This window comes from Bordetella flabilis (assembly GCF_001676725.1).
In the GTDB taxonomy this organism is placed as follows: domain Bacteria; phylum Pseudomonadota; class Gammaproteobacteria; order Burkholderiales; family Burkholderiaceae_B; genus Bordetella_C; species Bordetella_C flabilis.
In genome coordinates this window covers 1,540,737-1,562,408 of sequence record NZ_CP016172.1, presented here as the reverse complement: position 1 = coordinate 1,562,408, position 21,672 = coordinate 1,540,737, and the positions used below count along the sequence as shown (strand labels likewise).

The 21,672-nt window shown below is 66.9% G+C and carries 19 protein-coding genes; 8 read left to right on the top strand and 11 right to left on the bottom strand.

Features of this window, described 5'->3' with window-relative positions; genetic code table 11:
• The first annotated feature begins 55 nt into the window (after positions 1-55).
• The 3 genes from BAU07_RS06840 (at position 56) to BAU07_RS06830 (ending at position 4,623) form a co-directional block, all read left to right on the top strand.
• On the top strand, positions 56-2,830 hold the full coding sequence (locus BAU07_RS06840) for a sensor histidine kinase (RefSeq protein ID WP_066655253.1): 2,775 nt from the start codon (positions 56-58) through the stop codon (positions 2,828-2,830).
• Positions 2,831-2,839: 9 nt separating this feature from the next.
• Positions 2,840-3,532: a two-component system response regulator KdpE gene (kdpE, locus tag BAU07_RS06835; protein ID WP_066655249.1), complete on the top strand. Its 693-nt coding sequence runs from the start codon at positions 2,840-2,842 to the stop codon at positions 3,530-3,532.
• Between the two features lie 332 nt (positions 3,533-3,864).
• Positions 3,865-4,623, top strand: coding sequence for a TorF family putative porin (locus tag BAU07_RS06830; RefSeq protein WP_066655247.1), 759 nt, complete (start codon positions 3,865-3,867; stop codon positions 4,621-4,623).
• Positions 4,624-4,673: 50 nt separating this feature from the next.
• On the opposite strand, the gene BAU07_RS06825 is transcribed toward BAU07_RS06830, so the two are convergent.
• Positions 4,674-5,192 (bottom strand): helix-turn-helix domain-containing protein, encoded by a 519-nt coding sequence (locus BAU07_RS06825; RefSeq protein ID WP_157122083.1) that lies wholly within the window; start codon positions 5,190-5,192, stop codon positions 4,674-4,676.
• Between the two features lie 241 nt (positions 5,193-5,433).
• On the opposite strand from BAU07_RS06825, the gene BAU07_RS06820 reads away from it, so the two are divergent.
• Positions 5,434-5,829, top strand: coding sequence for a helix-turn-helix domain-containing protein (locus tag BAU07_RS06820; protein ID WP_066655245.1), 396 nt, complete (start codon positions 5,434-5,436; stop codon positions 5,827-5,829).
• A gap of 118 nt (positions 5,830-5,947) precedes the next feature.
• Here BAU07_RS06820 and icd read toward each other — a convergent pair whose 3' ends face one another.
• Entirely contained in the window at positions 5,948-7,204 is a 1,257-nt protein-coding gene (gene icd / locus BAU07_RS06815; RefSeq protein ID WP_066655243.1) for an NADP-dependent isocitrate dehydrogenase, read from the bottom strand.
• Positions 7,205-7,325: 121 nt separating this feature from the next.
• Between icd and BAU07_RS06810 the strand changes: the two genes are divergently transcribed.
• Positions 7,326-7,751, top strand: a complete 426-nt coding sequence (locus BAU07_RS06810; protein ID WP_066655241.1) for a DUF1841 family protein — start codon at positions 7,326-7,328, stop codon at positions 7,749-7,751.
• Between the two features lie 108 nt (positions 7,752-7,859).
• Here the strand turns inward: BAU07_RS06810 and BAU07_RS06805 are convergent, their stop codons facing one another.
• Entirely contained in the window at positions 7,860-8,222 is a 363-nt protein-coding gene (locus BAU07_RS06805; protein WP_066664974.1) for a c-type cytochrome, read from the bottom strand.
• 11 nt (positions 8,223-8,233) lie between these two features.
• Complete coding sequence (locus BAU07_RS06800; RefSeq protein ID WP_066655239.1) at positions 8,234-8,587, bottom strand: c-type cytochrome; 354 nt, start codon at positions 8,585-8,587, stop codon at positions 8,234-8,236.
• A 167-nt stretch (positions 8,588-8,754) separates the two neighbouring features.
• On the opposite strand from BAU07_RS06800, the gene BAU07_RS06795 reads away from it, so the two are divergent.
• Complete coding sequence (locus tag BAU07_RS06795; RefSeq protein ID WP_066664971.1) at positions 8,755-9,633, top strand: AAA family ATPase; 879 nt, start codon at positions 8,755-8,757, stop codon at positions 9,631-9,633.
• Positions 9,634-9,661: 28 nt separating this feature from the next.
• Complete coding sequence (locus BAU07_RS06790; RefSeq protein WP_066655234.1) at positions 9,662-10,834, top strand: vWA domain-containing protein; 1,173 nt, start codon at positions 9,662-9,664, stop codon at positions 10,832-10,834.
• 11 nt (positions 10,835-10,845) lie between these two features.
• Here BAU07_RS06790 and BAU07_RS06785 read toward each other — a convergent pair whose 3' ends face one another.
• Both BAU07_RS06785 and BAU07_RS06780 read right to left on the bottom strand, forming a co-directional pair.
• Positions 10,846-11,367 carry a GNAT family N-acetyltransferase gene (locus tag BAU07_RS06785; protein ID WP_066655233.1) on the bottom strand — a complete coding sequence of 174 codons (522 nt, stop codon included), beginning with the start codon at positions 11,365-11,367 and terminating at the stop codon, positions 10,846-10,848.
• 78 nt (positions 11,368-11,445) lie between these two features.
• Entirely contained in the window at positions 11,446-11,868 is a 423-nt protein-coding gene (locus tag BAU07_RS06780) for a hypothetical protein (protein WP_157122080.1), read from the bottom strand.
• Between the two features lie 203 nt (positions 11,869-12,071).
• Between BAU07_RS06780 and BAU07_RS06775 the strand changes: the two genes are divergently transcribed.
• Positions 12,072-14,819 carry a M16 family metallopeptidase gene (locus BAU07_RS06775; protein WP_066664969.1) on the top strand — a complete coding sequence of 916 codons (2,748 nt, stop codon included), beginning with the start codon at positions 12,072-12,074 and terminating at the stop codon, positions 14,817-14,819.
• A 109-nt stretch (positions 14,820-14,928) separates the two neighbouring features.
• On the opposite strand, the gene BAU07_RS06770 is transcribed toward BAU07_RS06775, so the two are convergent.
• From BAU07_RS06770 to BAU07_RS06750, 5 genes are all read right to left on the bottom strand, one after another.
• A complete protein-coding gene (locus BAU07_RS06770; RefSeq protein ID WP_066655226.1) occupies positions 14,929-17,166 on the bottom strand; it encodes a xanthine dehydrogenase family protein molybdopterin-binding subunit in 2,238 nt (745 codons plus the stop codon).
• The gene (locus tag BAU07_RS06765; RefSeq protein ID WP_066655225.1) at positions 17,163-17,672 is read right to left on the bottom strand and encodes a (2Fe-2S)-binding protein; all 510 of its coding nucleotides are present in this window, start codon (positions 17,670-17,672) and stop codon (positions 17,163-17,165) included. Before BAU07_RS06765 ends, BAU07_RS06770 begins: the two co-directional genes overlap by 4 nt.
• On the bottom strand, positions 17,669-19,045 hold the full coding sequence (locus BAU07_RS06760) for a cytochrome c (RefSeq protein WP_066655224.1): 1,377 nt from the start codon (positions 19,043-19,045) through the stop codon (positions 17,669-17,671). The genes BAU07_RS06765 and BAU07_RS06760 overlap by 4 nt, the downstream gene beginning before the upstream one ends.
• A 111-nt stretch (positions 19,046-19,156) precedes the next feature.
• Positions 19,157-20,080 carry a LysR family transcriptional regulator gene (locus BAU07_RS06755; protein ID WP_066655223.1) on the bottom strand — a complete coding sequence of 308 codons (924 nt, stop codon included), beginning with the start codon at positions 20,078-20,080 and terminating at the stop codon, positions 19,157-19,159.
• Between the two features lie 57 nt (positions 20,081-20,137).
• Entirely contained in the window at positions 20,138-21,637 is a 1,500-nt protein-coding gene (locus BAU07_RS06750) for a glucosyltransferase domain-containing protein (protein WP_066655222.1), read from the bottom strand.
• Positions 21,638-21,672 lie beyond the last annotated feature (35 nt).

Genomic DNA, 21,672 nt, shown 5'->3' with positions numbered 1-21,672 from the left:
CGGCGAAATGCCGGCTGCGCGGCGTATAGTGAGCACTGCTCGCCACCCTCCATCCATGCCCGCCACCGCCCCGGAACGCCCCGATCCCGACACCTTGCTGCGCGACATCGCCGGGGCGGCCCGACGCGCCGCGCGGGGCCGGTTGCGCCTGTATTTCGGCGCATCGGCCGGCGTCGGGAAAACCTATGCCATGCTCGCCGCCGCGGCGGCGCAGCGCCAGGGCGGCGTCGACGTGCTGGCCGGCGTGGTCGAGACCCATGGCCGCCGCGAGACCGCCGCCCTGCTCGACGGAATCCCGGTGCTGCCGCGCGTGGACCATGCGTATCGTGGCCATGTCCTGCAGGAGTTCGATCTGGATGGCGTGCTGGCGCGCCGCCCCGCGCTGGTGCTGGTGGACGAGCTCGCGCACAGCAACGCGCCGGGCGCGCGCCATGCCAAACGCTGGCAGGACGTCGAAGAACTCCTGAACGCCGGGGTGGACGTCTGGAGCACGCTCAATGCACAGCACCTGGAAAGCCTGAACCAGGCGGTCGGCACCATCACGGGCGTGCCGGTCTGGGAAACCGTGCCGGACCGCCTGTTCGATGCGGCGGACGAAGTCGTACTGGTGGACCTGCCGCCGGACGAACTGCTGCGGCGGCTGCGCGACGGCAAGGTCTACCTGCCGGAACAGGCGCGCCATGCGGCGCGCAACTTCTTTCGCAAGGGCAACCTGATCGCGCTGCGCGAGCTGGCGCTGCGGCGGCTGGCGGACCGGGTGGACGACGATGTCCAGGCCTATCGGCGCGACCGGGACGTGCAGGCCGTCTGGCGCACGCGCGAAGCCGTGGTCGCCTGCCTGGCCGCGGACGAAGAAGCGGAATACGTGGTGCGGTCCGCGCACCGACTGGCCCAGCAATTGGACGGCGAACTGCATGTCGTGACGGTGGAGACGCCGAGCCTCATGGCGCCGTCGGCCGGACAGCGGCTGGCACTGCAGGCGGCGCTGGCCGTGGCGCGCGACCTGGACGCCCGGGTGGAGACACTGGGCGGGACGGACATGGTGCAGGCGCTGGTCGGCTATGTGCGCCGGCACAATGTCACCAAGGCCGTTATCGGCCGCACGCGCGCAGCGCGCGGCCACGACCTGCGCGGACGCGCGGGGCGCTGGCTTGGCGCCCTGCTGACCCCGGCGGCGTTGTGGCGCCGCCGCAGCTTTGCCGACCTGCTGGCCGCGGGCTGTCCCGAAGTCGACGTCATTCGCCTGTCCACGCCATCACAGCCCGCCGCGGTCCGCACACCGTCGAAGCGGCTGGGTATACCCCCCGGCGCGGCCACAACCGCGCCGCCGCGCCTGGCAGGCTACGCCTGGGCCCTGGCGTATTGCGCGGTGGCCACCGCGATTTCGGCGGCGGCCTACCCTGCCCTGCACCAGACCAACATCGCCATGTTCTACCTGCTGGCCGTCATGGGCGTGGCGCTGCGCCACGGCCGCGGCCCCGCCGCCTTCGCGTCGGTGGTCAGCGTGGCGGCCTTCGACTTCTTCTTCGTGCAGCCCTTGCGTTCCTTCGACGTATCGGACGTGCAGTATCTGGTGACCTTCCTCGTGTTGCTCGCGGTGGGGCTGCTGATCGGCCAGCTGACCGCGGGCCTGCGCATGCAGGCCCAGACCTCGGTGCGTCGCGAAAGCGTGGTCCGCGGCCTGTACGAATTCGCGCGTGATTTGTCTTCCTCGCTGCTGTCCGAACAGATCGTGGCATCCGCTTCGGCCTACCTCCACGCGGCCTTCGGCACGCCTTGCGCCCTGTTGCTGCCGGAGCAGGACGAGCGCCTGTCCCGCGCGGGCGATACGTCGCTGCAGGTGGAGTCCGCGCTGGCCCAGTGGGTCTTCGATCATGGACAGGCCGCCGGTTGCGGCACCCAGACGTTGTTCAGCAGCACGCTGCTGTACCTGCCTTTGAAAGCGCCGATGCGCACGCGCGGCGTGCTGGTGCTGGAGCCCCCTGGCGGCACGTCTTTCGCCGCATCGCAAGACCGCCCCCACCTGGAAGCCTACGCCACCCTGATCGCCATCGCGCTCGAACGCGTCCATTATGTCGACGTGGCCCAGCAGGCATTGGTGCACATGGCGTCGGAACAACTGCGCAGTTCCCTGTTGTCGGCCATATCGCACGACCTGCGCACGCCGCTGACCAGCCTGATCGGCATGAGCGACACCCTGCTGCGCGATGCCGGTTCGCTGGCGCCGGCGCAGCGCGACATCGCCCTGGCCATGCGCGAGCAATCGCGCCGCATGCACGCCATGGTGGTCAACCTGCTGGACATGGCCCGCCTGCAGAACCGCGACGTCGTCCTGCGCAAGGAATGGCAGTCCGTGGAGGAACTGGTGGGCGCAGCCATTGCGGAGACGCGCGACCCGCTGCGCCGCCACCATGTGTCGGTGGCGCCGCTGTCCGACCTTCCGCTGGTCGAATGCGACGGCGTACTGATACAACGGGTCCTCTGCAACCTGTTGGAGAACGCAAGCAAGTACACGCGGGCAGACAGCCGCATTTACATCGATGCCCTGGCCCGCGGCGATGAATTCCTTATCCGTGTCGCCGACGACGGTCCGGGCGTGCCGGCTGGCCAGGAGACCGCCATCTTCCAGAAATTCGTGCGCGGCGAGCGGGAGTCCGCCACACCGGGGGCGGGCCTGGGCCTGGCGGTATGCCAGGCCATCCTGCAGGCCCACCAGGGCCGGATCTGGGTGGAGCGTGGCGACGCCCCGTATGATGGCGCACGTTTCGTCATATCGCTGCCGCTTGCGCGCGCGCCGGACATCGCGCCGGAAACCGTATCGCAGGCGTGAAGGGAAAGCATGTTCGAATTCCACCCGACCGTACTTCTCATCGAGGATGACGCCCATATTCGCCGCTTCGTCCGCACCGCGCTGCAGGACGAAGGCTGCGCGGTGTTCGAGGCCGACACCATGCAGCGCGGCCTGATCGAGGCTGGCACGCGGCAGCCCGACGTCGTCGTGCTGGACCTGGGACTGCCCGATGCCGACGGCATGACGCTGATCCGGGAACTGCGCACCTGGACCCAGGTGCCCGTCCTGGTGCTGTCGGCGCGCACCAATGAAACCGACAAGATCGCCGCGCTGGATGCCGGCGCCGACGATTACCTTGCCAAGCCCTTTGGCGTGGGTGAACTGCTGGCGCGGCTGCGCGTCCTGCTGCGCAGGCACGCGAAAGGCGGCGCGGGCAACCAGGCCGAGGTCGCCTTTGGCAATGTCCACGTCGATTTCTCGCGCCGCGTCGTGACGCGCGACGGGCGGCACGTGCACCTGACCGGCATGGAGTACCGCCTGCTGGCGGCGCTGATCGCGCAACGCGGCAAGGTGATGACGCACCGCGAACTGTTGCGCGAAGTATGGGGCCCTTCGCATGTCGAAAGCAGCCACTACCTGCGCATCTACATGGGACATTTGCGGCAGAAGCTGGAGGCCGACCCCACTCAACCGGTATTCCTTCTGACCGAAATCGGCGTCGGCTACCGCTTCGCCGGATGAGTCGCGGCCGGCGAGCGGGGCGCGATCAGCCACGGCGCAACACGCATTCTTCTGTCCTGCCTGTCGATCTCGCAAGGACCAGCGATTTTTATGAAGCGATTACACCGGGCTCCGGTCTTTTGAGTAGCCCTTTACGCGTTTCTTCCTATCGTCGCGCTTCTGGTGCAACCCGCGCAAACAGGAGAAACCGCATGCGCTTCGCCCTTCGCTTCCCACACGCCATGCCAGACCGGCGCCCCCGGGCGCCTATCGCCGTCCAGAGACGTACACGCACAGGCGCAAGGCTCAGGCGGAATCTGCTATGGCTCACATTGGCATGCACCCAGGCCTTGATGGCCACTGCCGCTCATGCCGACACGGCGTACGATACGGGTGCCGCGTCCGCGACGGAGAACGCGGCCAGCGGTGCCGCCATGACGCCGCCTTATACGCTGACCGCCAACCTTACGCTTGCGACGCAGTATCGCTACCGCGGCCTGATGCAGACGGACAATAAGCCAGCCATCCAGGGTGGCTTCGACTTCACGCACCCCAGCGGCTTCTACCTTGGCAACTGGAATTCGAACATCAGTTGGCTATCCGACAGCAATCCCGATGTCTCGGCGCCGGTCGAGATGGATTTCTATGGCGGATACCGCGGCAAGCTTGGCGCAGACCTGCCATTCGACCTGGGCGCGCTGAAGTACTACTACCCCGGCGACTACCCCAGCGGCTACACCAACCCGGACACGACCGAACTTTATGGCGCCCTGGGCCATGGATCGACCTCGTTCAAGTACTCGTATGCCGTGTCCAACCTGTTCGGCTTCGCCAAAAGCAAGGGGAGCCAATACTACGACCTGAGCGGCAACTACGAGCTGGGTATCTGGGCCCTTACGCTGAACGCGCATATCGGCTACCAATACGTGCGCAACGTGGACCACGCCTCCTACTATGACTGGAAACTGGGCCTGACCAGGGACCTGGGCAATGCCCTGGCGGTTTCCGTCGCCTACATCGGCACCGACGCCGACCGTGGCGTGTACACCAACGCGCGGGACCGGTTCATGGGTCGCGGCACTGTGCTGGCTTCCCTGACCAAGACGTTTTGATGCAAGGCGCTGCGGCGCCTGTCCGAACCGCCATCCCGGCGGGCGCCGCGCTATTCGGCCTCGGCCTGCTCGGTGAACATATACCCCCAGCGCCGCACCGACCGCAGCGGCAAGGGCATGCCCATGGCCTGCGCCTTGCGGCGCAGGCGGCTCACCATGACGTCGACACCGCGGGGAGACGATGCCGGATGGTCGCCGCTTTCGCCGCCGGACGGCGCCAGGGCGCTCAGGTCGCCGCGCGCCAGGCTGCGGCTGGGCGCGGCGAACAATGCCGAGATGAACTTGCGCTCCAGCGTCGTCAGGGCAAGACGCTGCCCCTGCGGTGACACCAGGGTCCAGCCCCCCTCCCGCAGGCGCCACCGGGACACTGCAGGCGGTTCGAGTGCGGGAGCCGGGTCCGGCTGCGGTGGCGCAACACCGCCAGCGGGCATGGCGGCCTGGGTAGTCTCGTCAAGCTGCGCCAGGGACTCGGCCAACGCCTGCACCGTAAAGGTCAGCCTGCGCAGGTCCGCTTCCAGTTGCATCAGCGTGGCCTGCAACTCGCGATGGGGTAGTAGTAGGGCGTTCACCAGGTTGCTTTTCGCTGTTCACGGCACGTTGTGTACGAACTCCACCCGTCGGCCCGAGGGCCGGACTCCCACGCCGGCCGACCGCCAGCCATGGCGCATGCCCCGAGTGTGGATGGAGAGGTTATGTATCATAAGGATACATTATGGCAAATTCTAAACGATTTGACACTATGAAGTTCTTAGGGACCGGCGAACTAAAATGCAAGACCATCGCCGCATCAGGCTAAGGACGCCCGTCCACATGTTGACCACCCGGCTCAAGGAAGCACGGCTTCGTGCGGGCCTTTCCCAGGAAAGGCTGGGAACGCTTGCGGGACTGGACGAGATGTCCGCCAGCTCGCGCATGAATCAATATGAACGCGGGAAGCACACACCCGGGTTCTTCCTGATCGAACGTCTCGCCGCGGCGCTTCGCATGCCCGCGGCGTGGTTCTATACGCGCGATGACGACATGGCCGAACTGCTGCTGGCCTACCATCGCCTGCCGCCGGCGCAGCAGCGCGAAGCGGTGGCCTACGTGCGCGGACTGGCCGCCCTGCACGCCGCCTCTGTTCCTGATGTCGCCGTTGGCGTCGCGGCCCCCGGCGGCGATCCGGCCGGCCACCAGGACGGAAATCAGGAGGGCCAGGGACGCTGAGCCTGACCATCCAGCCACCGGACGAGAACAGACCCGGCAAGCGCCCGCCCACCGGCCGCTCCCTCGGTTCCGGTTTCCGACGCCGGCCCGGAACAGCCCCGCCGAAACCGGGCAGACCCTACATATTGGCTACCATCACCTTGCCGAAGCCGGAGCAGGACACCTGCTCCGCGCCCTTCACCAGGCGGGCGAAATCGTACGTGACCTGCTTGGCCAGGATGGCTTTTTCCATGCTGGCGACGATCATGTCCGCCGCCTCGATCCAGCCCAGGTGGCGCAGCATCATGGCGGCGGCCAGGATCTCGGATCCCGGGTTGACGTAGTCCTTGCCGGCATACTTGGGCGCTGTGCCGTGGGTGGCCTCGAACATGGCCACCGAATCCGACATATTGGCGCCCGGCGTGATGCCGATGCCGCCGACCTGCGCGGCCACCGCGGCGGAAATATAGTCGCCGTTCAGGTTCATGGTGGCGATGACGTCGAAGTCCCGTGGCCGCAGCATGGACTGCTGCAGGAAAGCATCCGCCATCACGTCGCGCGCGACGATCTCGCGGCCGGTCTTCGGATTCCTGAAGCGACACCATGGACCGCCGTCGATCTGCTGTGCGCCGAACTCCTCACGCAGCAGCTCATAGCCCCAGTCTCGAAAGCCGCCCTCGGTGTAGACCATGATGTTGCCTTTGTGGACCAGCGTCAGCGTGGCGCGGTCATGGTCGATGGCATATTGCGCGGCCTTGCGCACCAGGCGCCGCGTCCCCTCGCGGGAGACGGGCTTCAGGCCGATGGCCGAGGTCTCCGGAAAGCGCAGGTGCTTGACGCCCAGGCGGGTCTGGACGAACTCGATCAGTTCCCGGGCCTCCGTCGAACCGGCCGCGTACTCCAGGCCCGCGTAGATGTCCTCGGAATTCTCCCGGAAGATAGCCATATCGGTCTTTTCGGGCTCGCGCAGCGGCGCCGGCACGCCGCGGAAATAGCGCACCGGCCGCAGGCATACGTAGAGGTCCAGCTCCTGGCGCAGCGCCACGTTCAGGGAACGGATGCTGGTTCCCGCGGGCGCGGCGAGCGGCCCCTTGATGGACACCACGTATTCCCGCAGCGCGTCCAGGGTTTCCCCGGGCAGCCATGCGTCCGGTCCGTAGAGGTGCCTGGCCTTGTCCCCGGCATAGACCTCCATCCAGTGGATGCGGCGCGCGCCGCCGTACGCTTTGGCGACGGCGGCGTCCACCACGTCCTTCATGACGGGGGTGATGTCGATGCCCACGCCATCGCCCTCGATGAACGGGACGATGGGTTCGTCCGGCACATTGAGCGTAAAGTCGGCGTTGACCGTGATTTTGCGGCCCCCATCGGGGACCTGGATGTGCTGGTACGACATGGACGCTCCGAATCCTGCAGTCATGTGCCCGCCATTCTATATCCGCGGGGCGGCCATGCGCGGCAATACCAGGCGGACGAATGGGTAAAATAGCGCGTTGCCCTGCCCATGCGGTACCGCCATGTTCAATCCATCACGCGAGCAGGTTCGCGAATTCTTTGTCGACGCCTGGCGCAAGCACAAGGGCGGCCAGGTATTGACCCCGCTCGAGTCCATCGCCATCGACTGGATCATCGAGCATCCCGAATATCACGGCGACCTCGAAAGCGTCGAGGCGCTTGCCGCGGAATACCCGGTCGAAAAAGGCCGCACCAATCCTTTCCTGCACCTGTCCATGCACCTGGCGATCGCCGAGCAACTGTCGATCGACCATCCGCCCGGCATACGTGCGGCGTACCAGCGCCTGGTCGCGCGCAGCGACGCGCATCACGCCGCGCACGAAATCATGGAATGCCTGGGCCAGGTCGTCTGGGAAGCGCAGCGGCTGGGTACGCCGCTGGACACCGACACGTATATCGACCTTATCCGCCAGCGCGCGGAGCGTTAGCGGCCCGGTCGCGCGCGGCTGGTAGCGAGCCGCCCTCATGCCCCCGGGGCCGCCGCCGCGGCAGCGCCCGGACCTGGCATCGGCTGGCGATAACCGGCCGATGCCCGCTTATTTGCGAACGGCCAGGTCGCTGGGCAGGCTGGACAGCCAGGCAGCGACGTTGTCGATGTCGGTATCGCTAAGTTGTGCCGCGAACGCGCCCATGATGGGATTCTTGCGGATGTTCGCGGTGGCCGCGGTGCCGGCCGCACCACGCTTGTAGGCCCGCAGCGCGTGCTCGAGGTAGTCCTCGTGCTGGCCGGCCAGAATCGGGTACGACGGATCGGTCGCGGTCTTGGCGTCGGCCCCATGGCAGGACGCACAGTTGAATTTTTCGAATACGGCCTTGCCGGCGGCCAGATCGCCCGCGTGCGACGCGGCGGCGCCCAGGCCCAGCAACAGCCCGGCGAGGGTCACGATGTAGCGTTTCATGGATGCCCCCGTCATTTGAGATTCGAGTAGTACGCGGCAAGATCCGCAATGTCCTGGTCGGACAGGGTGCCGGCGATGGCGTCCATGGTGGGATGGGAGCGCTCGCCCTTCTTGTATGCGTTCAACGCGCTCTCGATGTACTTGGCGTTCTGGCCCGCAATCATCGGAACATGGTAAAGCTCGGGAAAGCTGGCCTTGTAACCGGGGATGCCGTGGCAACCAATGCACATGGACACCTTGTCGCGGGCGGCCTGGGCATCGCCGCCCTTGGCGGCATCGGCGGCGTGCGCGGCGCCCGTTGCCGCACAGGACAACAGGACAGCGAACAAGGACGCCGTGGGCATTACAGTGGTTCGCAACTTCATGAATTGGCTCTTGATGTGGCTGTTTTGGTTGCTGGAACTTCTGGATTCGCTTGCAGAGCTGCCGCGGACCGGCCTCCCCCGGGCCGCAAACCGGACGATTGTACGATAATTGTTCCATCGCCAACGAAGGGGCTGCCCTGCCCCGCGCCAACCGAGGCCGTATCCCCATGCCCGCCGCTTCCTCCAATGCCGCATCTGCCGCCCGCTTCGAAGGCACCGACCGCTATGTCGCCACCGAAGACCTGAAACTGGCCGTGAACGCCGCGCTCACCCTGCAGCGGCCGCTGCTCATCAAGGGAGAACCCGGCACCGGCAAGACCATGCTGGCCGAGGAAGTCGCCCGCGCGCTGGGCCGCCCCCTGATGCAATGGCATATCAAGTCCACCACCAAGGCGCACCAGGGCCTGTACGAGTACGACGCCGTGTCGCGCCTGCGCGACTCGCAATTGGGCGATGAGAAAGTCCGGGATATCCGCAACTACATCGTGCAGGGCGTCCTGTGGCAGGCATTCGAAGCGCCCGATCCCGTCGTGCTCCTGATCGACGAAATCGACAAGGCCGACATCGAGTTTCCCAACGACCTGCTGCGCGAACTCGACCGCATGGAATTCCATGTGTACGAAACGCGCCAGACCATCGCCGCGCGGCATCGCCCCCTGGTCATCATCACCTCGAACAACGAAAAAGACCTGCCCGACGCCTTCCTGCGGCGCTGCTTTTTCCACTACATCCGCTTTCCGGACCGGGAAACGATGCGCGATATCGTCGGCGTGCACTTTCCGGAGCTGCGCGCGGATGTGCTGCGGGCGGCCCTGGACACATTCTTTGCCCTGCGCGATGCGCCCGGCCTCAAGAAAAAGCCATCCACCTCCGAATTGCTGGACTGGCTGCACCTGCTGCTGGCCGAAGACATTCCCGCCGGCGAAATCGAAGCGCACGCCGCCACGGCCGTGCCCTTGATGGCCGGCGCTCTGCTGAAGAACGAACAGGATATGCATCTGCTGGAACGGCTGGCCGCCATGACGCGCACCAGCCAGCGGCGCTAGGCCCGCGCCTGTTCATCGGCGTACCGCCATGCTGATCGACTTCTTCTACCATCTGCGCAGGCATCGGCTGCCGGTTTCGGTTCAGGAATACCTGACCTTGCTGGAATCGCTGCGCCATCCGCTGATGGCGCCCACGCTGGATGACTTCTACCACCTGGCGCGCGCCACCCTGGTCAAGGACGAGACGCTCTTCGATCGCTACGACCAGGCGTTCGCCGCGTATTACAAGGGCATCGCGGCCACGCTGCCGCCCGGCAAGGAAGTCCCGCTGGACTGGCTCATCAAGCAGTTCGAACGCACGCTCAGCCCGGAAGAAAAAGCCGCCATCGAGGCACACGGCTGGGACAAGCTGATGCAGTTGTTCAAGGAACGGCTGCAGGAACAGACCGAACGGCATGCCGGGGGCAGCAAATGGATCGGCACCGGCGGCACGTCAGCGTTCGGCAACGGCGGATTCCATCCGGAAGGCATCCGCGTGGGCGGGGAATCCGCGGGCAATCGCAGTGCCGTGAAGGTCTGGGATATGCGCCAGTTCCGTGACTACGACGACACGCTGGAACTGGGCACGCGCAACTTCAAGGTCGCGCTGCGGCGGCTGCGGCGCTTTGCCCGGCAAGGCTCCGAACTGGAGCTGGACCTGGACGACACCATCGCCAGCACGGCGCGCAACGCGGGGCACCTGGACCTGCGCATGGTGCCGGAGCGGCGCAACACCGTGAAGGTGCTGATGCTGCTGGATGTGGGCGGCAGCATGGACGACCACATTGCGCGTGTCGAGGAGCTTTTTTCGGCCGCGCGCAGCGAGTTCCGCCACCTGGACGTCTATTACTTCCACAATTGCCCCTATGAGCGGCTATGGCAAAGCAACCGGCGCAGGCAGAGCGACAGCTTCGAGACCTGGGACATCCTGCGCCGCTACAACGCCGACTGGCGCCTGATCATCGTTGGCGACGCCACCATGAGCCCCTACGAGATCCTGCAGCCGGGCGGGTCGGTAGAGCACATGAACAAAGAGCCCGGCGCCGTCTGGCTGCAGCGGCTGCTGGAGGCCTGGCCCAAGGCGGCATGGCTCAATCCCGAACCCACCGCGTCGTGGCCTTATCGCCAATCCATCGCGCTGCTGCGCGAGATGATGCACGACCGCATGTACCCGGTCACGGTCGCCGGCCTGGAACAGGCCATGCACATGCTTTCGAAATAGCTGCGCGCACGTCAACCGTCCACCGGATGCCCGGGCGTATCCAGCAACAACTGATAGAAGACCAGGTCCAGCCAGCAGCCGAACTTGAAGCCGGCCTGGCGGATGGTGCCCGCATGCGTGAAGCCCAGCTTTTCGTGCAGGGCGCAGCTGGCATGGTTGGTGGAGTCGATGGCGCCCACCAGCATGTGGTAATCCTGTTCGCGTGCCCGTTCGATCAAGGCCCGCAGCAGCCCGATGCCCACGCCTCGCCCGCGGTGCCGCTTGTCCACGTATACCGAATGCTCGACGGAATACTTGAACGCCGGGTAGGCGCGAAAGGTGCCGTAGCTGGCGAATCCCATGAGTTGCCCGTCCTCATCTTCGAAGCCGATGACCGGGAAATCGCCCTTGCGCTTGACCTCGAACCACGCCTGCATGGATTCCGCGGTACGCGGCTTGTAGTCGTACAAGGCCGTGGACGTCAGGATGGCGTCGTTGAAGATGTCCAGGATGGCGCCGGCGTGGCGCTCGAAACTGCAATCGACCAGGATCATGGAGTACTCGCTCAGTCGGGGAAGGCCCGCCGCGGACCGGCTGCGCGGCAGGCCCGCGATATCGGCGCCGGCGAACGCCTATTTCGGAGCGGCCATCACCTCTGAATCGAGGCGGGACCGCGGAAAGGCATTGTCCGAGCTGGGCACGAACTCGGCGACCATGGACGGATCGCCATGGTAGACAAAGTAGCGGACGTTCTTCATGCCCGATTGCCGGACCACGCGCGCCAGGGCGCTTACATCATTCATGCTGAGGGCTGGATCCACGAGTACCGCGACGGGCGTGTTGGCTCCGCGGGCCTTGTCCTTGGCGACAGCGGCCAGCGCCTGGCCGAGCTGCTTGCCGTCCAGCCGGCGCGTGTCGGCGTCCACGGTGTACTGGGGCGACTTGGCGCCCTTCGCCGGCGGATGGGCATCGACCACCACTGGGCCGGCCGCCAGGGCGGCGGCGCTCAGCGTCCAACCGGCGACCAGGAGCAGGATCTTCTGGGGAAACTTCATCTTCAACACTTTCATTCCTCGTAAAGCGGTGTGCGCGCGCCGGGACCCGGCGCGGCGCGGTTGGAAATATACCGCGCCCATTGTCCCGTCCAGGGTATACACAGCCGTCCGATTCTGCCAGGGGCACCGCCAGCATTGGAACCTATCGGAACGTATACACTCCAACAACTTCGTCCATCTCGCCGGGAATCCGCTCCATGCGCATGTATCCGCCTGCATTGTCGCGCCACCTGAAAACGCTGCTGTTTTCATCGTTCATCGCCTTCCAGGCCAGCGCCGCAACCCTGCCCGAGGGCACGACCGAAGTGGGCTCGGTCGAAGGCATTACGGAATTCCGCTTGAACAACGGCTTGCGGGTGCTGCTGGCGCCGGACGAGTCCAAGCCCACCACCACCGTCAACATGACCTACCTGGTCGGGTCGCGCAACGAAAACTACGGCCAGACCGGCATGGCGCACCTGCTGGAACACCTGATGTTCAAGGGTACGCCGACGACCCGCAACGCACTGGGTGAATTCTCGCGCCGTGGCCTGGCGGCCAACGGGTCGACATCCAGCGATCGCACCAATTACTTCGCCAGCTTCGCCGCCAACCCCGAGACCCTGGATTGGTACCTGGGATGGCAGGCCGATGCGATGGTCAACTCGCTGATCTCGCGCGAGGACCTCGATTCCGAAATGACGGTGGTGCGCAACGAAATGGAAAGCGGCGAGAACAGCCCTTTCCGTATCCTGATGCAGAAAATGGAAGGCGCGGCCTTCCAGTGGCACAACTATGGCAAGGACACCATAGGAGCGCGTTCGGATGTCGAGAACGTCGACATCGGCCAGTTGCAGGCGTTCTACCGCAAGTACTACCAGCCCGATAACGCCGTGCTCATCGTCGCCGGCAAGTTCGAGCCCGAACAGGCCCTGCGCACGATCAGCCAGACCCTGGGCAAGGTGCCCCGCCCCAGCCGCGCGCTGCCGCCGGAATACACCGTGGAACCGGTGCAGGACGGCGAGCGCGAAGTCACGCTGCGGCGCACGGGCGGCACGCCCCTGGTGGCAGCCATGTACCACATCCCCGCGGCGGGCAGCCCGGACTTCGCCGCTTTCGACCTGGCCACGGTCATGCTGTCGGACACGCCTTCGGGGCGGCTGTATCACAACCTGGTGGCGCGCAAGCTGGCGTCGGCGGTCTTCGGCTTCACCATGGAGCAACTCGATCCCGGCCTGGCCATGTTCGGCGCCCAGCTGGAACCCGGCATGAACCAGGACGCCTCGCTGAAGGCCCTGACCGGGACGCTGGAATCGCTGCGCAAGCAGCCGTTCACGCAGGAAGAGCTGGAACGCGCCCGCAGCAAATGGCTGCGCGATTGGGAGCAGACCTACGCCGACCCCGAGAAAATCGGCGTAGCGCTGTCCGAAGCCATCGCCAGCGGCGACTGGAAGCTGTTCTTCCTGCAACGGGACCGTATCCGCAACGCCAAGCTGGCAGACGTCCAGCGAGTGGCGGTGGACTACCTGGTGCCCAGCAACCGTACCGCCGGCCGCTACATCCCCACCGCCACGCCGGTACGCGCGCCCGCCAATACCCGGGTGGACCTCGCGCCGGTGCTGAAAGACTACAAGGGCGATCCCGGTTATACGCAGGCCGCCGCCTTCGACCCGAACCCGGCCAACATCGACAAGCAGACGCTGCGGCGTACGCTGGAACTGCCCAATGGCAAGGTCGACCTTGCTCTGCTGTCCAAGCCCACTCGCGGTCACCGCGTCCGCGCGCGCCTGCTGGTGCAGTTCGGCAACGTCGATACCCTGCGCGGGCAACGCGCCGTGGCCGACGCCGTCGCGGACATGCTGGACCGCGGCACCGCCAAGCTGTCGCGGCAGGCCATCCAGGACCGCTTCGATGAATTGAAGGCCGACGTCAATTTCAGCGGGTCCGGCACCAACCTGTCGGTGTCCATCTCCACCACCCGCGATAACCTGCCCGCCGTGATCGCCACCGTACTCGATGTAGTGCGCAACGCGAATTTCCCGCAGGCCCAGGTGGAGGAATACAAGGCCCAGGCCATCACCGCGATCCAGAACGCGATGAACGAACCCTCCGCCCTGGCCCTGCGCGCGCTGGCGCGAGGCGACAATCCCTGGCCGAAGGACGACATCCGCTACGTCCCGAGCTTCGAGGAATCGCTGGCGAGCGTTCGCACCCTGTCCCACGATGTGCTGGCGCGCTTTCACGCGAAGTTCTACGGCGCCGGCACGGTGGCGTTCTCCGCCGTCGGCGACTTCGACGCGGATGCGGCACAGGTCGCGCTCAAGAAGGGGCTGGCCGGCTGGAAGCGCGGAGCGCCCTACACCCGGGTGCCGGAGCCCTACCACGCGGTGACGCCCGCCAACTTCGAAATACCGACGCCCGACAAGGCCAATGCGTTCTATGCCGCGCGCATGCCGCTGAACCTGCAGGACACCTCGCCCGACTTCACCCCGCTGTACATGGCGAACTTCCTGCTGGGCACCTCGGAAACCTCGCGGCTGTGGGAGCGCATCCGCGAAAAGGAAGGTCTGTCCTATAACGTGCGCAGCAATCTGTCGGTGTCCTCGTTCGAGCCGGACGGCCACTGGACGCTCTATGCCATCTATGCGCCCGAGAACCGGCAGAAGCTGGAGCAGGCCTTGCGTGAGGAACTCGCCCGCGTGCGCAAGGACGGCTACACGGAGGCGGAAGTGCGCGATGGCATCGCGGCGCTGCTGAACTACCGCAACCTGGCGCGCGCGCAGGATGACGTCCTGGCCAGCACCTGGATCGACTACATCCGGCGCGGCCGCACTTTCGCGTGGTCGGCCGACATGGACCGGAAGATCGCCGGACTTACCGCCGATGCCGTGAATGCCGCGGTGCGCAAGTATCTGGACCCGCAGGCCTTCAGCACCGCGGTCGCCGGCGACTTCACCAAGGCAAAGAAGTAGTAGCGAAGAAGTGCAAAGGGCGCGGCCGTGCCTCGGTCCGCGCCCCTTCCGTTCCTGGCCCCGGCAGCGCCAGGGCCCGTTGACTGATCACGCCCTGATCACGCCCCGATCAAACCGTGGGCACATCCCGCAGGCGCGGGCCGCCCAGCGGCGTGTCACGCAGCCGCATGCCGGTCGCGTCGGCCAGCGCGTTGGCGACCGCCGCCGACGCCGGGCCTTGCGACGCCTCTCCCGCGCCCAGGAAAGGCATGCCCGGACGGTCTATCAGGTGCACCTCGATATGTTCGGGGACACTGGAAAAGCGCAGAATGGGATAGGTGCTCCAGTCGAAGCTGGTGATGCGGCGCGTGTCGAAGCGCACCTGCTCGTACAGTGTCCAGCTCGCCGACTGGATAATGCCGCCTTCCACCTGGTTGCGCACGCCGTCGGGGTTGACGATCTGCCCGCAATCGATCGCCGCCACCGCGCGGTGGATGTGCACCTCCCCGGTGTCGCGGTCCACGGACAGGTCCATGGCGATGGCCAGGTAGGCCATCAGGTTCTTGTACTGGGCAAAGGAGAAGCCCATGCCACGGCCCGGCTCGCGCTTGCGGCGCGGATCCCAGCCGAACTGGCGCGCGGCCAGCTCGATCACGTCGCGCCCGCGCGGATCCTGCAAATGCCGCAGGCGGAACTCGACCGGATCGGCCTTGGCCGCGAGCGCAAGCTCGTCCATGAAGCTTTCGATGGCGAACACGTTCAGGTAGGCGCCCAGCGACCGCATGGCCGACACGCGCAGCGGCATATCGGGAATGAAGTGATGCAGCACCTTGGTGTTCGGGAAGGCATATAGCGGGATGCTGTTGCGATCGCCGCCGCCCTCCGGCATGGGGATGGGCTTGGGCGGCGCGGGGATGAACGGCTGGGCCAGCGCCCAGGTCGGCATCAGCCGGCCGGCGTTTTCGATCCGCTGGTTGTGCGAGTTGCTCCATATCTCGTACTGCCAGTCCACGATATGCCCCGTGGCGTCCAGGGACGCCTGTACCTCGGTAATCATGGCCGGACCGGACGGCTCCCAGGTGTGTTCCTGGTCGCGCATCCACTGCACGCGCACAGGACGTCCGGGCACGGCCCGCGCGATCAGCGCGGCATCGGCCGCCACGTCATCGGCGCCGTTGTGCCCATAGCACCCCGACCCCTCCACATGGATGCAGCGCACATTGGCCGGCGGCAGCGACAGCATCTCGGCCAGGCCGCCGCGCAAAGGAAAGACGCCCTGCGTATGCGTCCACACCGTCATCGTGCCGTTCTCGAACTGCGCCACCGCGCAGGACGGGCCGATGGAGCCGTGCGTCAGATAGGGCTTGGTGTAGCGGGCCTTCAGCGTCTGGGCTGCCGGCGCGGCGGGCCCTGCCTGGTCGGCCACCCGGATCTCGCGCGACGGCAGCTTCTTCAGGACATCATGGATCGTGCCGGGCGCGGGCAGAACGGCGCTTTCCTCCCATTGCGCGGAGGACGACAGCGCGCGCATGGCCGTGATCGCCTGCCATTCGTCCTGGGCGACGACAGCCAGGTAGTTGCCATCGCGCACCACCGCGACCACCCCCGGCATGGCCCGCACGCCGTCGATGTCCGCCTTGATCAGGCGCGCCCCGTACGAGGGCTGCCGCACCACGCGCGCGTGCACCATGCCGGGCAGCCGCATGTCCTGGACATAGCTGGCGCCCCCGGTCACCTTGCCGGGAATGTCCACGCGTTGCAGGGGCTGGCCCAGCACGGTATGCGTGCGGGGATCCTTCAAGGGCGATACGGCTTGCGCGGGCCGATGCAGGTCCAGCCCGGCCACGGCCTGTCCGTAGCTCAGCCGACGGCCGTCGGCGGCCACGACGACGCCGTTGGAGACCTTCACCGTCTCCACGTCCACCCCCAGCCGCGCGGCGGCCGACTGCACCAGCAGCGCACGCACCTGTGCGGCGGCATTCAGGATGGCCGTGCCGCTGTCGGCCAGGGAATGGCTGCCGGCGGTGTAGCCCTCGTTGGGAGTCAGCCCCGTATCCGCGGTAATCAGGTGCACGGCCTCGGGCGCCACGTCCAGTTCTTCCGCGGCGATCTGGATGAAGGCGGTACGCACGCCCGTGCCCAGTTCGGCCTTGCCGGTGAACACGGTGAGCCGGCCGGTGTCATCCAGCCTGATCCACGCGTCGAGCATGGGCGTGGTACCGAGGCTGCCCGGCAGCTTCGGACCCTTGGCGGTTTCCGCGGCCAGCGCCGGCAGGCCGGGCAGCAGGGAGAACCCGACGGTGATGGCGCCGGCGACCAGGAAACGCCGGCGCGCGGGATCGTCCGGCAGTTGTTGGGACGGATTCATTTCGCCCCTCCCGCGAGGGCCACGGCATGGCCCGGGTCGTCGCCGGCGGCGCGCAGGTTGGCGGCCGCCTCGCTGATGGCCGCGATGATCCGCATATGCGTGCCGCAACGGCACAGGTTGGGCTCCATATGCGCGCGGATCTCCGCCTCCGTGGGTGCGCTGTTGCGATCCAGCAGCGCCTGCGCCCGCATCACCATGCCGGCGATACAGTATCCGCATTGGGCCGCCTGCTTGTCGATGAAGGCCTTTTGCAGGGGGCCGGGATGCTCGGCGCTGCCCAGGCCCTCGATCGTGCGTACCGGGCGGCCCTGGATCGCCGAAACCGGAAACTGGCAGGAGAAGACCGGCGCCTGGTCGACGATGACCGTGCATGCGCCGCACTGGCCCATGCCGCAGCCGAACTTGGCGCCATTCAACTGCAGGTGATTGCGCAACGCGTACAGCAGCGGCATCGAGGGGTCGATGTCCAGGCTGTGTGCGACGCCGTTGACCGTCAATGTAATCATTTGGACTGGTCCTCCTTGCGGACTTTGGCGACCATGTCTTCCGTCGCCGGCCAGGCAGGACGCTGCGCGATATTCACGCGCAGGTAGGCCAGCACGTCGGCGATCTGGCCGTCGCTCAGGGTCTGCGCGAAAGCGGGCATGTAGTGGGAAGCGGAAGATCCCCGCAGGGGTATGCCCTGCAGGATCAGGTTGATGGCGTTGCGCGAGCTATCGGCATTGACGACCGAGCTCAGGGCCAGCGATGGCCGCCCGCCAATGGTCGTCATGGGCGCGGACGCGGCATGGCAGGCCGCGCAGGTGGCGCTGAACAGGGCCGCCCCGCGCGTCAGGCGCTCGGCATCGGCCCGCGATGCGTTCAGCGACACGGCCTGGGCCGGCGCGGCGTCCCGGGTGGCCGCCCCGGTTGGCGCCTGGGCAGGTGACGGCGCCAGGGCCGGCGTGGACGAGGCCTGGGCTTGCACCGGCGTATCCGCCGGCGCCTGGGGGTCCAGCGACAACAGATACACGGCCATCGCGCGCACATCGCTTTCGGACACCAGGCTCAACGCGCGGGTCACCGGCTCCATCGGACCGGCGGCTGCCCCGTGCTCGCTCGCCAGCCCCGTACGCAGGTAAGAGGTCAGTTGGGCAACCGTCCAGGGACGCTGCCCATGGCCGAGCGCATTGAGAGGCGGCACGTCCCAGCCTTCGATATGCCCGCCCGCGAAAGGCTTGCCGCCCTCTTCAGCGCCCAGGGCATTCATCGGCGTGTGGCAGGCGGCGCAGTGTCCGGGACCTTCGACCAGGTAGCGGCCGCGCAGCCATTCGGCGCTCTGCGTAGTGTCCTCCGGCAAGGGCCCGGGATGCAGGAAGAACAGGTTCCAGCCGGCGATCAGGGGCCGGTATCCCAGCGGGAAGACCAGGTCGTTATCGCGCGGCGGCGCCTTGGCCGGCGTGCGCGTCATCACGTAGGCGTACAGGTCCTTGATGTCCTGGTCGCTCATGCGCGTGAAATGCGGATAAGGGAAGGCGGGATACAGCAGATGGCCGTCGCGCGCCACGCCTTCGCGCATGGCGCGGGCAAAGGCCGCCAGCGACCATCGCCCTATGCCGGTGTCCGGATCGGGGGTGATGTTGGTGCTGTACAAGGTGCCGAAAGGCGTTTGCAGGGGCGTGCCGCCCGCATAGGGCTTGCCGCCCGCGGCGGTATGACAGGACAGGCAATCGCCCAGCGCGGCCAATTGCGCCCCACGGGCCACCGAGGCGCTATCGAAGGAGGCCGGCGCGGGGGGATCGACCGGCTCGATGGCGTTGCGCCACGCGAATGAACAGGCCGCGACGCCGCCTGCGATCACGAGCGCAAGCACGGCCGCGGCGATAACTCTTCCTTTCATCCCGCCCTCTTCAAGAGAAAACCCGTGTGGGGCGAAATGTAGCGCCGGCCCCTGACATCTGAATGAAATCGCGCGCCAATTCCACGATTTGGATATTGCCCCCTCCTCCGCTCAGGGCGCCGCCGCGCGCAGGGGGCCGCCTCCGGACAGCGCGCAGCGCGTGATGGCCTGGACAACCTGGTTCAGCGCCTTGCTCAAAGGCTTGTCCTTGCGCAGGGCCAACGCCAACTCCCTGCCCAGGCCCGGCGCAAGAGGCCGCACCACCAGATCGGCGCGGTGGGCCTTGCCTGTCACGGCCATTGCCGGCAGCACGCTGCACCCGAGCCCGGCGGCAACCATTTCCTTGATGGCCTCGACGCTGCCCAGCTCCATGACCGGCCTGGGCGCCAAATCGGCCTGCCGGAACCAGCGGTCGATCAACACCCGGGTATTGGCCCCGGGCTCGAAAAGAATCAGGGGCAGCCTGGCAAGGCTGCGCGGCGTCGCCTTGCCGCGGTCCGGCAACATGCCCGGCGGGCCGACGGCGACGAAGTCTTCCGCCGCGACCGGCATGACCGCCAGGGAACCGCGTTCCGGTATGGGCAGCGTGACCAGCGCCACGTCGACGGCATTGCTCTCCACCGCGGCGATGAAGTCCGCGGTATTGCCGGTACTGACCAGGACGGACAGGTCCGGAAACTGGCGCCGCAGCGTGCCCAGGACGGGCGGGAGCAGATGGATGGCGGCCGTCGCCCCCGATCCGAGGCGGACCTGGCCACGTGTCTCGGTGGAATACTGCGAGACAGCCTCCAGCGCCCCTTCGATCGCGCCGTCGATGGCGTGGCGCCATCGCAGCAGCTCCGCCCCGGCCGCGGTGGGCGCGGCCCGGCGGCCGACGCGTTCGAGCAAGCGGACGCCGCAGCGCCGTTCCAATTGCTTGACCTGCGCGCTGATGGCCGGCTGCGACACGCCCAGGCGGTCAGCGGCCGCGGAAAAACTGCCGAGTTCGGCCACCAGGGCGAAAGCATGCAGGTGGGCGAGATTGAGGTCTGGCATAGGGCCACGCACGGTCACGGACGTCGGCAGAGGCTAGCATGGCGCGGTCCCCGGAAGCTATCCGGCCCGGCACGCCGCGTCGGGAAACACGACGATGGCCATGTCCTCCTTCGTATAGATGCGATACGCCTGGCGCCTGACCGCCGGCACCGCGGCGCAAGGGGCGCCCGCATCGCTGGACGCAAGGAAACGCAGGTCGCTGCCCGCGTGCCGCAGCGCATCGCCCGCCCAGCCCCACCCCGCTGTCAGGTACACCGGAACCAGCACGTCGAGCAAAGGGTACTTGCGGATATCGTGCTGCACCACCGGTGGCCGCGGGGCGTGGCCGCGCAACGTATAGCGCCGCACGCCGGCGCTGTCGGCGAGCCCTGACAGATCCTGTGCGATGTCCGCCGTCAGGCGATCCTCGTAGGCCTTCTGCAGGCCCAGGGCGTTGCCATACGCGGCTGCGAAGACGAACAGGCCATACGCCGGCGCGGCCAGCACCGCGACGTGCCAGCGCCGCTCCACGCGCCAGCGCGTCAACGCGCACGACACCGCCAGCAAGGCGGCCGAAGCCAATGCGCCGACCCCGACCATGACGCGTGGCGCGAACACCGGATCCCGCAGTATCAGCATCGGGCCCCAGGGCAATACGGCCGTCCCCAGCACGACGGCGACGGGACCAAGCGCCAAGGCGAGCCGCACGCGCGGCGGGCTGGCCGCCCAGTGGGTCCCCGCATAACGGATGGCGGCGCCCAGCGCCAGCACCACCCCGGCCACGGTAAGCATCCATGGCAAGGCCGCCCAGGACGTGGCGGTGTAGGCCGTCACATAGCGCCAGAACGCGGCCAGATTGTGCAGCATGACCGGCCAGGCCTGCGCCACGTCCGGCAACTGTTGGTGAGAGGTGGCGTAATGGCCCTTTACCGTCGCGGCCATGATGCCGCCGTACAGGCCGCAGGCGACCAGCAATTGCAGTATCCGTACGCCCGCCAGCGCCAACAGCGCACGCGGCGCGCAGCACCTTGCCTGTTCGTGGATGAGTTCCGCGAGCGCGAAGACCAGGAAGACATTCAAGGCCGGCTGGTAGAGGCACAGGCTGGCCAGGATGCAGGCCATGCCAGCCACGCCGCGCCACCCCCGGGCCACGGGCCCGACCACCGCCAGGGCCGCCAGCGTCACGGCCAGCGACATGGTCAGGGAATCGAACTTATAGGAAAGGTTCTCCAGGAAGAAAGGCTGGGCGACCAGCGGGGCCACGATCAGGGGAGCACGCCAGGTCCCGCCAATGCCGAAACGCCTGGCCACCTGCACCGCCAGCATGGCGAACAGCAACAGCGCGGCCACCTGCGGCAGCGGCGATAGATCGGTCAGCGGCGTACCGAGATTGAAGAGCTCCATGACCACGTTGGCCAGCGGGCGGCCGTCGGAGCTCCACCCCAGGTAGCCGGCGTACGCCCGCCCCAGGTCATCGATGTAGAACCGGTCTGCATGGAGAATCGGCCAGATGGCCAGGCCGTAAAGCGACAGGGCGGCAAGAAAGACAGGGCGGCCGGAATAATTTCTGCAAGGCATCAACGGTGGCGGAATGACGAAGGACGGGTGCGTGA

Excerpts from the sequence above, each read along its gene's own strand:
- BAU07_RS06800 (WP_066655239.1), bottom strand. The coding sequence starts at position 8,587 with ATGAAGTTGCGAACCACTGTAATGCCCACGGCGTCCTTGTTCGCTGTC.
- BAU07_RS06775 (WP_066664969.1), top strand. The coding sequence starts at position 12,072 with ATGTATCCGCCTGCATTGTCGCGCCACCTGAAAACGCTGCTGTTTTCA.
- BAU07_RS06830 (WP_066655247.1), top strand. The coding sequence starts at position 3,865 with ATGGCCACTGCCGCTCATGCCGACACGGCGTACGATACGGGTGCCGCG.
- BAU07_RS06840 (WP_066655253.1), top strand. The coding sequence starts at position 56 with ATGCCCGCCACCGCCCCGGAACGCCCCGATCCCGACACCTTGCTGCGC.
- BAU07_RS06805 (WP_066664974.1), bottom strand. The coding sequence starts at position 8,222 with ATGAAACGCTACATCGTGACCCTCGCCGGGCTGTTGCTGGGCCTGGGC.
- BAU07_RS06770 (WP_066655226.1), bottom strand. The coding sequence starts at position 17,166 with ATGAATCCGTCCCAACAACTGCCGGACGATCCCGCGCGCCGGCGTTTC.
- BAU07_RS06755 (WP_066655223.1), bottom strand. The coding sequence starts at position 20,080 with ATGCCAGACCTCAATCTCGCCCACCTGCATGCTTTCGCCCTGGTGGCC.
- kdpE (WP_066655249.1), top strand. The coding sequence starts at position 2,840 with ATGTTCGAATTCCACCCGACCGTACTTCTCATCGAGGATGACGCCCAT.
- BAU07_RS06765 (WP_066655225.1), bottom strand. The coding sequence starts at position 17,672 with ATGATTACATTGACGGTCAACGGCGTCGCACACAGCCTGGACATCGAC.
- BAU07_RS06810 (WP_066655241.1), top strand. The coding sequence starts at position 7,326 with ATGTTCAATCCATCACGCGAGCAGGTTCGCGAATTCTTTGTCGACGCC.
- BAU07_RS06760 (WP_066655224.1), bottom strand. The coding sequence starts at position 19,045 with ATGAAAGGAAGAGTTATCGCCGCGGCCGTGCTTGCGCTCGTGATCGCA.
- icd (WP_066655243.1), bottom strand. The coding sequence starts at position 7,204 with ATGTCGTACCAGCACATCCAGGTCCCCGATGGGGGCCGCAAAATCACG.
- BAU07_RS06795 (WP_066664971.1), top strand. The coding sequence starts at position 8,755 with ATGCCCGCCGCTTCCTCCAATGCCGCATCTGCCGCCCGCTTCGAAGGC.
- BAU07_RS06820 (WP_066655245.1), top strand. The coding sequence starts at position 5,434 with ATGTTGACCACCCGGCTCAAGGAAGCACGGCTTCGTGCGGGCCTTTCC.
- BAU07_RS06780 (WP_157122080.1), bottom strand. The coding sequence starts at position 11,868 with ATGAAGTTTCCCCAGAAGATCCTGCTCCTGGTCGCCGGTTGGACGCTG.
- BAU07_RS06785 (WP_066655233.1), bottom strand. The coding sequence starts at position 11,367 with ATGATCCTGGTCGATTGCAGTTTCGAGCGCCACGCCGGCGCCATCCTG.
- BAU07_RS06790 (WP_066655234.1), top strand. The coding sequence starts at position 9,662 with ATGCTGATCGACTTCTTCTACCATCTGCGCAGGCATCGGCTGCCGGTT.
- BAU07_RS06750 (WP_066655222.1), bottom strand. The coding sequence starts at position 21,637 with ATGCCTTGCAGAAATTATTCCGGCCGCCCTGTCTTTCTTGCCGCCCTG.